The sequence below is a fragment of the Streptomyces sp. NPDC051104 genome (genome assembly GCF_040682835.1).
In the GTDB taxonomy this organism is placed as follows: Bacteria; Actinomycetota; Actinomycetes; order Streptomycetales; family Streptomycetaceae; genus Streptomyces; species Streptomyces cynarae.
Genome location: NZ_JBFBBS010000001.1, coordinates 148181 through 163165, shown reverse-complemented (window position 1 = coordinate 163165; position 14985 = coordinate 148181). Strand labels below are relative to the sequence as shown.

Annotated in this window: 9 protein-coding genes; 4 read left to right on the top strand and 5 right to left on the bottom strand. The window is 71.4% G+C overall.

Annotation, left to right across the window (positions count from 1 at the left end; all coding sequences use genetic code 11):
• Positions 1-125: 125 nt before the first annotated feature.
• From AB0N14_RS00810 to AB0N14_RS00795, 4 genes are all read right to left on the bottom strand, one after another.
• A complete protein-coding gene (locus tag AB0N14_RS00810) occupies positions 126-3953 on the bottom strand; it encodes a multifunctional oxoglutarate decarboxylase/oxoglutarate dehydrogenase thiamine pyrophosphate-binding subunit/dihydrolipoyllysine-residue succinyltransferase subunit (RefSeq protein WP_366023596.1) in 3828 nt (1275 codons plus the stop codon).
• 282 nt (positions 3954-4235) lie between these two features.
• A complete protein-coding gene (locus tag AB0N14_RS00805) occupies positions 4236-5345 on the bottom strand; it encodes an ATP-binding protein (protein ID WP_366023595.1) in 1110 nt (369 codons plus the stop codon).
• Entirely contained in the window at positions 5342-6079 is a 738-nt protein-coding gene (locus AB0N14_RS00800; RefSeq protein ID WP_366023594.1) for a response regulator transcription factor, read from the bottom strand. The genes AB0N14_RS00805 and AB0N14_RS00800 overlap by 4 nt, the downstream gene beginning before the upstream one ends.
• A 112-nt stretch (positions 6080-6191) precedes the next feature.
• A complete protein-coding gene (locus tag AB0N14_RS00795) occupies positions 6192-6878 on the bottom strand; it encodes a spermidine synthase (protein ID WP_366023593.1) in 687 nt (228 codons plus the stop codon).
• 231 nt (positions 6879-7109) lie between these two features.
• Here AB0N14_RS00795 and AB0N14_RS00790 point away from each other — a divergent pair, with 231 nt between their 5' ends.
• The 3 genes from AB0N14_RS00790 (at position 7110) to AB0N14_RS00780 (ending at position 11246) form a co-directional block, all read left to right on the top strand.
• Positions 7110-7889, top strand: a complete 780-nt coding sequence (locus AB0N14_RS00790; protein WP_366023592.1) for a rhomboid-like protein — start codon at positions 7110-7112, stop codon at positions 7887-7889.
• Positions 7890-8147: 258 nt separating this feature from the next.
• Positions 8148-10565: an endopeptidase La gene (lon, locus tag AB0N14_RS00785; protein WP_366023591.1), complete on the top strand. Its 2418-nt coding sequence runs from the start codon at positions 8148-8150 to the stop codon at positions 10563-10565.
• 168 nt (positions 10566-10733) lie between these two features.
• Entirely contained in the window at positions 10734-11246 is a 513-nt protein-coding gene (locus AB0N14_RS00780; protein ID WP_366023590.1) for a MarR family transcriptional regulator, read from the top strand.
• A 53-nt stretch (positions 11247-11299) separates the two neighbouring features.
• Here AB0N14_RS00780 and AB0N14_RS00775 read toward each other — a convergent pair whose 3' ends face one another.
• Positions 11300-12088, bottom strand: a complete 789-nt coding sequence (locus AB0N14_RS00775) for a protein phosphatase 2C domain-containing protein (RefSeq protein ID WP_366023589.1) — start codon at positions 12086-12088, stop codon at positions 11300-11302.
• A 373-nt stretch (positions 12089-12461) separates the two neighbouring features.
• Here AB0N14_RS00775 and AB0N14_RS00770 point away from each other — a divergent pair.
• Positions 12462-14985: nitrate- and nitrite sensing domain-containing protein (locus tag AB0N14_RS00770; protein ID WP_366023588.1), on the top strand; the 2524-nt coding region annotated here is incomplete at its 3' end.

Here is a 14985-nt window from a genome sequence, read left to right as displayed (position 1 = left end):
CCCGCGTGGCTGACCCATCACCTCGCCGTCTACTACGACCCACCCGACGGCCCGTGACAAAGCCGAAGGGCCCGGCCCGAGTCGGGTGAACTCGGTCCGGACCCCTCGTGGTGCTGCCGTGTGGCCTACGCCTCGAACACCTCACGCACCAGCTGCTGCTGCTCCGCCTGGTGCCGCTTCGCGGAGCCCACCGCCGGGGACGAGCTGTGCGGGCGGGAGATGCGGCGCAGGCGCTCGCCGGCCGGGATGTCCGCGCCGACCGCCAGGTCCAGGTGGTCGATCAGGTTCAGGGCGATGAACGGCCAGGCGCCCTGGTTCGCCGGCTCCTCCTGGGCCCACAGGTACTTCTCGGCGTTCGGGTACTTCTTGATCTCCTCCTGGAGCTCCGCACCCGGCAGCGGGTACAGCCGCTCGAGGCGGATGATCGCGGTGTCCGTCACGCCGCGCTTCTGACGCTCGGCCTCGAGGTCGTAGTAGACCTTGCCCGCGGTGAAGACGACCTTGCGGACGGCGGCCGGGTCCACCGAGGCGTCGCCGATGACCGGGCGGAAACGGCCCGTGGTGAACTCCTCCGCCTTCGAGGCCGCGGCCTTCAGGCGCAGCATCGACTTCGGCGTGAAGACCACCAGCGGCTTGTGGTGCGGGTTGTGCACCTGCCACCGCAGGAGGTGGAAGTAGTTCGACGGGAGCGTCGGCATCGCGACCGTCATGTTGTTCTGCGCGCAGAGCTGCAGGAACCGCTCCGGGCGGGCCGAGGAGTGGTCCGGGCCCTGGCCCTCGTAGCCGTGAGGGAGGAGGAGGGTGACGCCGGACGTCTGGCCCCACTTCTGCTCGGCCGACGAGATGAACTCGTCCACGACCGTCTGGGCGCCGTTGACGAAGTCGCCGAACTGGGCCTCCCACATCACGAGCGCGTTCGGGCGGGCCAGCGAGTAGCCGTACTCGAAGCCCATCGCCGCGTACTCGGACAGCAGGGAGTCGTAGACGTTGTAGCGCGCCTGGTCCTCGGAGAGGTACTGCAGCGGCGTGTAGTCCTCGCCGGTCCGGCGGTCGATGATCACCGCGTGGCGCTGGCCGAAGGTGCCGCGGCGCGAGTCCTGGCCGGACAGGCGGACCGGGACGCCCTCGAGGAGCAGCGAACCGATCGCGATGGTCTCGCCCATGCCCCAGTCGATCGTGCCGTCCTCGACCATCGCCGCCCGGCGCTGCAGCTGGGGCAGCAGACGCGGGTGGACGGTGATGCTGTCCGGGATGTTGACCTGGGACTCGGCGATCCGCTTGACGACCTCGGCGGACACGGCCGTGTCGACCGCCACCGGGAAGCCGTCCTCGGGGGCCTGCGCGGCGGCCGTGGGCGGCTGCGACGTGGCCTCGCGGACCTCGGTGAAGACCTTCTCCAGCTGGCCCTGGTAGTCCTGCAGGGCCTGCTCGGCCTCTTCCAGGGTGATGTCGCCGCGACCGATCAGGGACTCGGTGTACAGCTTGCGCACCGAGCGCTTCTTGTCGATCAGGTCGTACATCAGCGGCTGGGTGAAGGCCGGGTTGTCCGACTCGTTGTGACCGCGGCGGCGGTAGCAGATGAGGTCGATCACCACGTCCTTGTTGAACGCCTGGCGGAACTCGAAGGCGAGACGCGCGACGCGCACGACGGCCTCGGGGTCGTCGCCGTTCACGTGGAAGATCGGGGCCTCGATCATGCGGGCCACGTCCGTCGCGTACATGGAGGAGCGCGAGGACTCGGGGGCCGCGGTGAAGCCGACCTGGTTGTTGATGACGATGTGGACCGTGCCGCCGGTGCGGTAGCCGCGCAGCTGCGACATGTTCAGGGTCTCGGCCACCACGCCCTGGCCCGCGAAGGCCGCGTCGCCGTGGATCGCCACCGGCAGGACCGTGAAGTCCGTACCGCCCTTGTTGATGATGTCCTGCTTGGCGCGGGAGACGCCCTCCAGGACCGGGTCCACGGCCTCCAGGTGGGAGGGGTTCGCAACCAGGGAGACCTTGATCTGCTCGCCGTCCAGGCCGGTGAAGGTGCCCTCGGCGCCCAGGTGGTACTTCACGTCGCCCGAGCCGTGCATCGACTTCGGGTCGAGGTTGCCCTCGAACTCGCGGAAGATCTGCGCGTACGACTTGCCGACGATGTTCGCGAGCACGTTCAGGCGGCCGCGGTGGGCCATGCCGATGACGACCTCGTCCAGGCGGGACTCGGCCGCCGAGTCGATCACCGCGTCGAGCAGCGGGATGACGGACTCGCCGCCCTCCAGGGAGAAGCGCTTCTGGCCGACGTACTTCGTCTGCAGGAAGGTCTCGAAGGCCTCCGCCGCGTTCAGCCGGCGCAGGATGCGCAGCTGCTCCTCGCGCTCCGGCTTGGAGTGCGCGCGCTCCACGCGGTCCTGGATCCACTTGCGCTGCTTGGGGTCCTGGATGTGCATGTACTCGATGCCGGTGGTGCGGCAGTACGAGTCGCGCAGCACGCCGAGGATGTCGCGCAGCTTCATCATCGACTTGCCGGCGAAGCCGCCCACGGCGAACTCGCGCTCCAGGTCCCACAGGGTGAGGCCGTGCTCGACGATGTCCAGGTCGGGGTGCTTGCGCTGGCGGTACTCCAGCGGGTCGGTGTCGGCCATGACGTGGCCGCGGACCCGGTAGGAGTGGATCAGCTCGAAGACACGGGCGGCCTTGGTGACGTCGTCGTCGTGGCTGGCGTCGATGTCCTTGAGCCAGCGGACCGGCTCGTAGGGGATGCGCAGGGCCTCGAAGATCTCGTCGTAGAAGCGGTTCTCGCCCAGCAGCAGGTTCGAGACCTGGCGCAGGAACTCGCCGGAGGCGGCGCCCTGGATCACCCGGTGGTCGTAGGTCGACGTGAGCGTCATGACCTTGGAGATGCCGAGCTTGTTCAGGGTGTCCTGGGAGGTGCCCTGGAACTCCGCCGGGTAGTCCATGGAGCCGACGCCCATGATCACGGACTGGCCGGGCATCAGGCGCGGCACCGAGTGGACGGTGCCGAGGCCGCCGGGGTTGGTGAGGGAGACGGTGACGCCGGTGAAGTCGTCCATCGTCAGCTTGCCGTCGCGGGCGCGGCGGACGATGTCCTCGTAAGCCTGCCAGAACTCGAAGAAGTTCAGCGTCTCGGCCTTCTTGATCGCCGCGACGACGAGCTGGCGGTCGCCGTTGGGCTTGACCAGGTCGATGGCGAGGCCGAGGTTGACGTGGTCCGGCTTGACCAGGGTGGGCTTGCCGTCCTTCTCCGCGAACGACCAGTTCATCGACGGCATCGCCTTGATGGCCTGGACCATCGCGTAGCCGATGAGGTGCGTGAAGGAGATCTTCCCGCCGCGGGCGCGCTTGAGGTGGTTGTTGATCACGATGCGGTTGTCGAAGAGCAGCTTCACCGGGACCGCGCGCACGGACGTGGCCGTGGGGATCTCCAGGGAGGCGTTCATGTTCTTCGCGACGGCGGCGGCAGGGCCACGCAGCGTCACCAGTTCGGGGCCGGCGGGGGCCTCGGACACGGGCTCGTCCTTCTTGGGCTGGGCAGGGGCCGCGGCGGGCTTCGCGGCGGCGGGTGCGGCGGGCTTGGCCGGAGCCGGTGCGGCGACCGCCGGGGCGGGCTTCGCCGGGGCCGGTGCGGCGGCGGGCTGCGGTGCGGCGGCGGCCGGGGCCTGCGGTGCGGCGGGAGCCGCGGGCGCGGCCTGCGCTGCCTGGGGCGCCGTGGTGGTCTCCGTGGCCCCCGCGGCCGCGGTACCCGCCGGAGCCGAGGCGGCAGCGGCGGCGGCCCCGGGCTTGTAGTCGGCGAAGAAGTCCCACCAGGCACGGTCTACCGAATTCGGGTCCTGGAGGTACTGCTGATAGATCTCGTCGACGAGCCACTCGTTGGGACCGAACGCAGCAGCGGGATTCTTCCCGGCTTGGTCGTCGGTCGAGACGCTCTGGTTACTCGGGGACTGTGGCGACACGGCGGCAACCGCCCTCTTCCGCTTCACAAGGTGATTGGACAGCGGGAATAAAGGCTACGCCTCCAAGACCGCGAAGGTCAGGTCGGGCCGGTTCATCGTCGCGTAAGTCACATCAGAAAATGCGTTTCAGGGGTTGAAATGGCGGGAAACAAGCGAGGTTCCGGTTGTGGGCGGGTGCGACGACCCGGGCCCGGCGCGGGGAGTACGCGGGCCTCTGCCTGATCACACGTGTCCGGCTGCGCGGACAGGCGTGGATCTTGTTGCTCCGCTTCGAACTTTACGTCAACTTGGCAGAGATGGCTCTCCCGGAAGGGTGACCTGGATCCGGCAGCCGCGCGGGGATTCGGCCACACCGATCCGGCCACCGTGCAGATCCACCGCCCAGCGGGCGATCGCCAGGCCGAGGCCCGTGCCGCCGTCGCTGCCGGGCCCGTGCGGCCGGTTGACGGCGCCGCGGTTGAATCGCTCGAAGACCCGGTGCCACTCCGACTGGGGGATGCCGGGGCCCTCGTCCAGCACCTCCAGCTCCAGGGAGTCCGGGGCGGGGCCGCGCCGGGCCTTCACCGTGACGCGGCCGTGCGGCGGGCTGTGCTTGACCGCGTTGTCGATCAGGTTGGCGACGACCTGGTGGATCCGCTCCGGGTCCGCGTGCGCGGTCAGCTCCGGCGGGGAGACGTCGAGGTGCAGATGGACGTCCGTACGGGTGTGGCTGCCGGAGCCCGAGGCGATGCCCGCGCGCGCGGAGGACACCATCTGGGCCTCCTTGAGGACGCCCGAGAGGTACGGCCACACCTCGAAGCGACGTTTCTTCAGCGGCACGACGCCGTTGTCCAGGCGGGAGAGGTCCAGCAGCGTCTCCACCAGGCGGCCCAGGCGCTCGGTCTGCTTCAGCGCCGTGCGCATGGTCTCCGGGTCGGCCTGGGTGACCCCGTCGACGATATTCTCCAGCACCGCGCGCAGACCCGCGATGGGGGTGCGCAGCTCGTGCGAGACGTTCGCCACCAGCTCCTTGCGCTGGCTGTCCTGGGCCTCCAGCTCGTCGGCCATCAGGTTGATCGTCTGGGCCAGGTCGCCCAGCTCGTCCCGGCGGTTGTCGCGCACTCGCCGGCTGTAGTCGCCGTGCGAGATGGACCGGGCCACCGCGTTCATCTCGTCCAGCGGGGCGGTGAGCGAGTGCGCCACGAACTGCGTGATCAGCAGGGTGGCGATCATCGAGAACACCGTGATGAACCGCAGCTCGGTGGCGGTGCGCACCGCGATCATCAGCAGGCCCGTCGTGATGAACACCGAGATGACGACCAACGCGCCCAGCTTGGTCTTGATCGAGAACGGACGTACGCCGCCCCAGGCCTGCCCGGGGCTCCTCCGCGCGGCCGACCGCCCGTCGCTCATGGCGTCGGGGTCTCCAGGGCGTAGCCCACGCCGTGCACCGTCCGGATGCGCTCGGCGCCGATCTTCCGCCGCAGCGCCTTGATGTGGCTGTCGACGGTGCGGGTGCCGGAGGCGTCCGCCCAGTCCCACACCTCGGCGAGCAACTGCTCACGGGAGAGCACGGCGCGCGGCGTGTTGGCCAGGCAGACCAGCAGATCGAACTCGGTGGGCGTCAAATGGACGTCCTCGCTGCGCACCCGCACCCGGCGCTGCGCATGGTCGATCTCCAGTTCACCGAGGCGGAGTATCCCGTTGCGCGGGGTCGCGGCGGCCAGCGCGGCCCGCTCCACCCGGCGCAGCAGCACGTGCACGCGCGCCGCCAGCTCCCGCATCGAGAACGGCTTGGTCATGTAGTCGTCGGCGCCGACGCCGAGCCCGACCAGCATGTCGGTCTCGTCGTCGCGCGCGGTGAGCATCAGCACCGGCACCGGACGCTGGGCCTGCACGCGCCGGCAGACCTCCAGGCCGTCGAAGCCCGGCAGCATGATGTCGAGGATCAGCAGGTCGGGCTGCCAGGCCTCCGCCGTGTCGACCGCCGCCGGACCGTCACCTGCCGTTTGCACGAGGAATCCCTCCGCGCGCAGACGGGTGGCGATGGCGTCGACGATCGTCTGGTCGTCCTCGACCACCAGGACGCGCCGCTGAGCGCCCGGGGTCGCCGTCGTGCCGTTGTGGGAGGTGTGTGTCTGCTCCATCGCCCGCCCCTGGGGTTGCTTTCCGGAATCCGTGGGGTGATCCCATGACTGCGTTTGACGCTTGAATGATCCGCGTCAGGGAAGCAGCGTACGGGGAGTTACCGCCGGTCGGCTATCCAGGTCCGATCGCGAGGTGCACGACGTCGGGAACGCCCCGGGCAACGGGCACCTCTTCGGTACGCACCTGCCGGAACCCGGCATTCCTAAGGGTTCCTTCAAATTCCGGAGAGGGCTCGGCCGACCACACCGCGAGCACACCGCCGGGTTTCAACACCCTTGCGCAGCTGGTGAGTCCGGCCGTCGAGTAGAGGCTGCCGTTGCCGTCCGTGACGGTCCACGCGGGGCCGTTGTCGATGTCCAAGCAGAGGGCGTCGTACGTGTCCGATGTCTCATTGACGTGGGCGACGAGGTCGGCCTCCACGATGCGGGTGCGCGGATCGGCGAGCGCGTCGGCGGACAGCGCGGACAGGGGGCCGTGGAGGTGCCAGTCGATGACCGCGCGTTCGCGTTCGACGACGGTGATGCGTCCCCAGCGGCGGTCGGCCGCGGCGTGCGCGAGCGAGAAGCCGACGCCGAGGCCGCCGATCAGCACGCTCGGATCCGGGCGGCCGTCCAGGGCGTCCGACGCGGCCTGCACCAGCAGCCGTTCCGAGCGCCCGTCGGAGGTGTCCATCAGGAAGCAGCCGTTGGCGATGATCTGCAGCAGCTCACCGTGGCGCCGCAGCACGACCTCGCCGTGCGGGCCCTCACGACGGTCCAGAACCACCGGGGTCTCGTCGGTGTCGTACGGATGAGGCATGGACCACATTCTGGTGACCGGCGGGGCGGGGGACGACGCACTTTCCCCGGCGATCGAACTGATTCTCCCGCAGCGGTCGAACGGACCGCCGTCGTCGGCAGCCGTGCGCGGTCACCCCGGACGCCGGAAACAGCTGGGAAGTTGCTATGAATCGCGTCTCGGGTGGCGTCGGTCATAGACAGCGACCGGCGCGGCGCGAAGGGTGGAGCGTGACGGAAGGAGCGCCGCACCTTGGAACGTACGGTCTCGGCGGCTGACGCCACGCTCACGTCCCCCGAGACGGGCGCGCCGCTTCTGGACGGCATGCCGCGTCAGCGCACGGCGCCGCCGCCCGTCGAGCCCCCGGCCGCGCTCCCGGTGCGGTGGACGGCACCGCGCCTGGCGTCGCTGCTGCCGAGCCCCAGGCGGGCGCCGTTCACCTTCGGCTACGCCGCCGTGTTGCTGGTGACCTCGCTGTTCGCCCAGTTCGCCGACCCGTCGCTGATGGAGGCCCTGTACCAGGGATCCAGCACGGACGTCGTGCACCTGATGCGCAGTCCGGTGGTGGTGCTGCTGGCCAGCGCGCTGTGGATCGCGGGCGGGATGGTGTCCTACTACACGCTCGTCTTCCTGGTCGTGCTGACGGCGCTGGAGCGGCGGATAGGCGGCGCCCGCACGGCGGTCGTCTTCCTGCTCGGCCATGTGCTCGCGACGCTGGGCACCGAGGTGCCGGTCGGCCTCGCGGTGCTGGCGGGCCATCTGCCGGACAGTTCACTGCACCGCCTCGACTACGGCATCAGCTTCGGCGTGGCGGCGAGCCTCGGCGCGCTGACGGGGTTGCTGAGGCCGTGGCTGCGCTGGACCGTGCTGATCCTGTTCGCCGCGCTACTCCTCCAGGACCTGGCCGAGTTCACGGACCCGCTGAGCAACTGGGGCCATCTGCTGGCGCTGGCGGTCGGCATCGCGGCCTGGCCGCTGGTGCGGCGCTGGGCCCGGACCGGGGTCGAGGTCACCCTGGCACCGGTTCGGTGACTCCGGCCTCCGACCCGCGGTTCCGCTGACCCGCGCCACTCACGCAGCACGGTCGGAGGTGCCGCCCGCGGACGCCGTCCCGGTCTCTCACGGTGATCCGCCCCGGCCTCTGGCGGTGGCCTGCCCCCGAGCCGCTCCGCGCCTGGTCACAGCCCTCGCACCAACTGATCGCTGAGAGCGAACAAAGGTCGGGGAACAATCCGAATCCTCTCGTGCATTGAGTCTGCACAGCTCAACTTGACTGCCGAAGGGGAGATCATGGCTTCGACGTCCACACCGCTCACCCTGCCTGTGCTGCCGCTCGACGGCGAGGTTGTGCTGCCCGGCATGGTGGTTCCGCTGGACCTGAGCGACTCCGAGGTGCGCGCGGCGGTGGAGGCCGCCCAGGCGGCCGCCCGTTCCGAGCCCGGAAAGCCCAGGGTCCTGCTCGTTCCACGCATCGACGGCACCTACGCCGCCACCGGTGTCCTCGGCACCGTCGAGCAGGTCGGCCGGCTCGCGGACGGCGACCCGGGCGCCCTCATCCGCGGCCTGGGACGGGTGAAGATCGGTGCGGGCACCACCGGGCCCGGCGCGGCGCTCTGGGTCGAGGGAACACGCATCGACGAGACGGTTCCCGACCCGCTGCCCGGCCATGTCGCCGAACTCGTCAAGGAGTACAAGGCACTCGCCGCCAGCTGGCTGAAGAAGCGCGGCGCCTGGCAGGTCGTCGACCGCGTCCAGGCCATCGACGACGTCTCCGCGCTCGCCGACAACTCCGGCTACTCGCCCTTCCTCACCACCGAACAGAAGGTCGAACTGCTGGAGACCACCGACCCGGTGGCCCGGCTGAAGCTGGCCACCCAGCAGCTCCGCGACCACCTCGCCGAGCAGGAGGTCGCCGAGTCCATCGCCAAGGACGTCCAGGAGGGCGTCGACAAGCAGCAGCGCGAGTTCCTGCTGCGCCGCCAGTTGGAAGCCGTCCGCAAGGAGCTGCGCGAGCTGGGCGGCGACACCGCCGAGGGTGAGGAGTCCGACGACTACCGCGCCCGCGTGGAGGCCGCCGACCTGCCCGAGAAGGTCCGTGAGGCCGCCCTCAAGGAGGTCGACAAGCTCGAGCGCACCAGCGACCAGTCGCCCGAGGGCTCCTGGATCCGCACCTGGCTCGACACCGTGCTCGAGATGCCCTGGAACGAGCGCACCGAGGACGCGTACGACATCCGCGGCGCCAGGGCCGTCCTGGACGCCGAGCACGCGGGCCTGGAGGACGTGAAGGAGCGCATCACCGAGTACCTCGCGGTGCGCAAGCGGCGCGCCGACCGGGGCCTCGGCGTCGTGGGCGGCCGCCGCGGCGGCGCCGTGCTGGCGCTCGTCGGCCCGCCCGGCGTCGGCAAGACCAGCCTCGGCGAGTCCGTCGCGCACGCCATGGGCCGCAAGTTCGTCCGCGTCGCCCTCGGCGGCGTCCGCGACGAGGCCGAGATCCGCGGCCACCGCCGTACGTACGTCGGCGCCCTGCCCGGCCGTGTCGTCCGTGCCGTCAAGGAGGCCGGTTCCATGAACCCGGTCGTCCTGCTGGACGAGATCGACAAGGTGGGCTCCGACTTCCGCGGCGACCCGGCCGCGGCCCTGCTGGAGGTCCTGGACCCGGCGCAGAACCACACCTTCCGCGACCACTATCTGGAGGTCGAACTCGACCTGTCGGACGTGGTGTTCCTCGCCACGGCGAACGTCCTGGAGGCCATCCCCGAGGCGCTCGCCGACCGCATGGACATCGTCCGCCTGGACGGCTACACCGAGGACGAGAAGGTCGTCATCGCCCGTGACCACCTGCTCCCGCGCCAGCTGGAGCGGGCCGGCCTGGACAAGGACGAGGTCGCGATCGACGATGCCGCGCTGCGCAGGCTCGCCGGCGAGTACACCCGCGAGGCGGGCGTGCGCACCCTGGAGCGGTCCATCGCGCGGCTGCTGCGCAAGGTCACGGCGCAGCACGAACTCGGCGAGCGGCAGCTGCCGTACACCGTCCGGGACGAGGACCTGCGCGGGCTGCTCGGGCGCCCGCACCACGTGCCCGAGTCCGCCCAGGACCCGGCCGAGCGGCGCACCGCGGTCCCCGGTGTGGCCACCGGCCTCGCGGTCACCGGCGCGGGCGGGGACGTCCTCTTCGTGGAGGCGTCGCTGGCCGACCCGGAGACGGGCGCGGCGGGCCTGACCCTGACCGGTCAGCTCGGCGACGTGATGAAGGAGTCCGCGCAGATCGCGCTCAGCTTCCTGCGCTCCCACGGCGCCGAACTGGAACTGCCCGTCGGCGACCTGAAGGACCGGGGCGTGCACATCCACTTCCCGGCGGGCGCGGTCCCCAAGGACGGCCCGAGCGCGGGCATCACGATGACGACCGCGCTGGCCTCGCTGCTGTCGGGCCGGCTGGTCCGCACGGACGTGGCGATGACCGGTGAGGTCTCGCTGACCGGCCGGGTCCTGCCGATCGGTGGCGTGAAGCAGAAGCTGCTCGCCGCGCACCGGGCGGGGGTCACCACGGTGATCATCCCCAAGCGCAACGAGCCCGACCTGGACGATGTCCCGGCGGAGGTGCTGGACAAGCTCGACGTCCACGCCGTCACGGACGTCCGCCAGGTCCTGGAGCTGGCGCTCGCGCCCGCCACGAGCGACGCGACGCCGGAGGTTCCGGTGGCGGCGTGACGGACGCTGCCGGATGAGGGAAGGCCCGGGTCCCGTGAGGGAGGCCCGGGCCCTCCCCATGGACCGGTGCTGCCGTTGGTCTACGCCTGCGAAATACTGACGGAGCTGCGGCGACGGCGACCTTCGGCGGAAACTTCGAGGAACGGGATACCGGATCAGGTGACTGACGTGCACGAGGACGGAAACGGCGAGCGGCGTCCGGTGGACCCCGGCGCGTCGGGGTCGGGTGCAGACCGGTCCGGTGGCGCGAACCAGGAGTTCCTGGCGCTCGAGCGCGAGCTGACCGTGTTCCTGCGGCGCGCCCGCGCCAACGCCGGTCAGATGGCCCGGGAGGTCCACCCGGACCTGGAGTCCGCCGCGTACGGGCTCCTCGTACGGCTGGACGAGTGCGGGCGTCAGCGTGCCACGGAACTCGCCGCCTACGTCGGTGTCGGCAAGGCCACGATGTCCCGCCAGCTGCGCGCCCTGGAGGAGCTGGGTCTGGTCGCCCGGGAGCCCGACCCGGCCGACGGCCGCGCCTGGCTCGTGCACCTCACGGAGGAGGGCCACCGGCGTGTCGGCCGTGTCCGCGAGGCCCGCCGCGCCCGCTATGTGCGCCAACTCGCCCACTGGGACCCGCGCGAGGTGGCGGAACTGGCCCGGTTGCTGCACGAGCTGAACCTGGGCATGGACAAGCAGTAGCCGTACGGGTGGCAGGAGCCCTACGAAGGCGCCGGCCCTGCGGGGCGGGAGCCCTACGGCTCCACGTACACCACCGTCGCGTCGTCGTGCGTCTTGCTGCCGCCGAGGTACGCCCGTTCCTCACGGTCGGCACTCTCCAGCGCCCGTACGCGCTCCACCAGCGCGGCCGCGCCCTCCTTGCGGACGACCGTGAACAGATCCGTCCAGTCGCCCTGGCGGAACTTCTCCGTCCAGCGCGTCGCCCCGTCCGTCAGGCCCACCAGGGCGCGCACCCGCCCGCGCGGCAGTTCCCCGGTGACGGCGCGGGCCGCGACCGAGGGGTCCGCGGCCGCCGTGAAGAAGCCGCCCTCCTTGTTGCGGACCGTCGCGTCCACCAGCGCGTCCGTGGCCAGCGCCGCGCGCGGGAGACGGGCGAGGCGGTCGTCCAGGAGGGCGGTGACCGTGCCGTCGGGGGCCTCGACGAGGAGCGCCGAGTCCGACAGGACGAGGTACTCCACCGCGGCCTCGGACCAGCGGGCGAGGACCACGGTCGCCTGGGGCGTGCGCGGGTGAGAAAGGTCACAGGTGGAGGCATGGGCGTCGGCGGTGCGGCGAACGGCCTCCGCGAGGACCTCCGACAGTGTCAGATCCCGGCGGGAAACGGACAGTTCGGTCAGCAGGCCGCCCAGGTGCGCAGAGAACCAGGGGACGGAGTGCAGACAGCCGTCGTCGCCGGCCGGCGGGGTCACCCCGTCCAGGACGACCAGCGCCCCGCCCTGCCCTGAAGCCGGAAGCGCGAGCGCGGCGAAGTCCTCGTTCGGGTGAGTCGCATCGCCGGGTTCGGACGTCAGCTCAATACGCATCCAGCCAGTCTGCACGAGGCCTTCACAAGGTCCACGAAAGGCTGTCAACGGTCGCCGCATCGATGCGGGCGCGCAGGTCAGCCGCCTGGTTTGGTACGGAATAATCACTTCCGGTGAAGCGTGGCGGCGAATACTGCCAAAGTGCGCCGCCGACGTCCAACCGGCCCACCGCGCAAGGCCTCCGCACGCGCCAGAGGAACTTGCCCGCCAACTCCCCACCGATGTTCACTCCTTCGGGTGGCGGGTCAGGCGAAGCGGGACCTCCGCCCACCGGCACTGGGAGGGTCGGAAGCCGTCGTACCGGGTCGGCATTCCCGTTGACGGAACGTCACCCCGGGCCCATGGGTACACGAGTGAGGAAGTGCGAGCACCGGTGCAGAAGACGCGGCCTCGGAGCACAGGCAAGCAGACGGCCCCCGCGCAGGGGGCCTCGTCCGAGTCCGCGGGTCACGGCCGCGCCGCCCACGTGCGCAACCGGCTGATCGTCGCCGTCGCCGTGGTCGCCGCCGCCATCGCGGGGGCCGGGGCGCCGAGCGTCGTCGCCGCTTCCGGGCAGCTGCACGACTCCCAGAACCTGGTCACGCTCGCCGAGCAGACCCAGGACGCGCTCGTCCTCGCCCATTCGCTGGCCGACGAACGGGACGAGGTCACCTCGTACGTGGCCGCCGGGCGCCCCGGGTCCAAGGCGCCCGCCGAGCAGCAGCAGGCCCGCGTCGACCGGGAGATCGAGGACCTGCGCGCCAACCCGGACCTCTCCGCCGGCCTGCGCAAGGACCTCGACGACGTGGCCACGGTGCGGCGAGCGGCGCTCACCGGCAAGAGCACCGCTCTCCAGGCGCATCAGTCGTACTCCGCCGCCATCTCCGAGCTGCACGCGCTCGCCGAGCAGCTGGCCGATCAGATGCCGCCGCGCGCCGGCTCCGGCGCCCACTCCCTCGCCGAGCTCGACACCGCCGTGCAGCAGGCCGCCGCGGCCCGCGGACTGCTCCTCGCGGCCCTGAACATCCCGCACACCACCCAGACCGTCATCAGCCCGGTCACCGGCCTGCCGACCACCACCAGCACCTCCTCGGCCGCCGACACCAAGCAGCGGGACGCGCTCACCGCCGCCGCCCAGCAGGCCGCCGTCCGCTCCGACGCGGCGATCGCCGGCTTCCGCGACACCGCGCCCACCGCGGCCAAGTCCTCCTACGACTCCACGGTCACCGGCCCCGAGGTCTCCTCCGCCGAGAAGTACCTCGCCTCCCTCACCGACCAGCCCACCCTCTCCGACAGCGACCTCGACCTGAGCACCAAGAAGGTCGACGCCGCCCTCTCCGCCCGCGTCGACCTGATGCGCGGCGTCGAGTCCTCCCTCTACGAGGCCCGCAGCAAGGACCTCGCCCTGCTGCGCGACGACGACGTCACCGCGCTGGAGATCCGCATCGCCGTCCTCGGCGCCATCCTGCTGGTCGCCGTCGGCATCGCCATGGCCATGGCCCGCACCCTCACCCGTCCCCTCGCCGTGCTCCGCCTCGGCACCGCGCGCGTGGCCGCCGACCCGGCCGGCGAGGAGCCGGTGAAGTTCACCGGCCGCAACGACGAGTTCGCGCAGGTCGTCCGCTCCGTCAACGCCCTGCACGCGCACGCCGTCGCCCTCCAGGAGCGCCTTTCGACCCTGGAGGCCGACCGCAAGCACCTCGTCGGCCAGCGGCAGACCATGGCCGACGAGCGCGAGAGGCTGCGGGCCGAACTCGCCCGGGCCGCCGCCCATCTGCAGCAGGTCCGGCACAGCATCCACTCCACCTTCGTCAACCTCGCCCTGCGCACCCTCGGCCTGGTCGAGCGCCAGCTGACCGTCATCGAGGGCCTGGAGGAGCGGGAGCAGGACCCGGAGCGGCTGTCCACGCTGTTCAAGCTCGACCACTTCGCCACGGTCATGCGCCGCCACAGCGAGAACCTCCTCGTCCTGGCCGGCGCCGAGCACGTCCAGCAGCACGCCGGGCCGGTGCCGCTCGTCGACGTGGTGCGCGCCGCGGTCAGCGAGATCGAGCGCTACGAACGCGTCCGTATCGCCGCGCTGCCCCCGCACGCGCACGTCGCCGGGTTCGCCGCCGACGACCTGTCGCACCTGGTGGCCGAACTCCTGGAGAACGCCACCTCCTTCTCGCCGCCCGACGTCCCCGTCGAGATCTCCGGCTGGCTCCTGGAGAGCGGTGAGGTGATGCTCTCCGTGCAGGACGAGGGCATCGGCATGGCCGCCGAGCGGATGAGCCGGCTCAACGCCCGGCTCGCCGACTTCGACCCCGACGACTCCCACGACCAGGAGAGCGGCGAGGGCCTCGGGCTCGGCCTGTACGTGGTGGCCCGCCTCGCCCACCGGCACGGCGTGCGGGTGCAGCTGCGGGAGCAGAAGCAGGGCGGCATCGCGGCCGTCGTGGTCCTGCCGAAGCCGCTGCTCGCCGGAGCGCCGGCTGCGGCCGTACCCGCCGGGGCCCCGGTGGCCGGGGGCGCGCTCTCCTTCTCGCTGCCCGGCGCGGACGCGGAGGTCAACTCCAACGTCCTCAGCAGCCGTGCGCGGCTCGCGCCGGGGAGGCCCGAGGGCGACGAGGACCCCCTGATCGCGGCGGCGGAGGAGGCCGTACGGGAGCGGGAGGAGAGCGAGCAGCGGCAGGGGCCCGCCCACGGTGAGGAACCCGTACGGGACGACTGGCCCGCATCACGTGCCGAACCGGTAGGGGACGACTGGCCCGCGCCACGTGCCGAACCGGTAGGGGACGACTGGCCCGCGCCACGTGCCGAACCGGTAGGGGACGACTGGGCCGCGCCACGTGCCGAACCGGTAGGGGACGACTGGGCCGCGCCACGTGCCGAACCGGTAGGGGACGACTGGGCCGCGCCACGTGCCGAACCGGTAT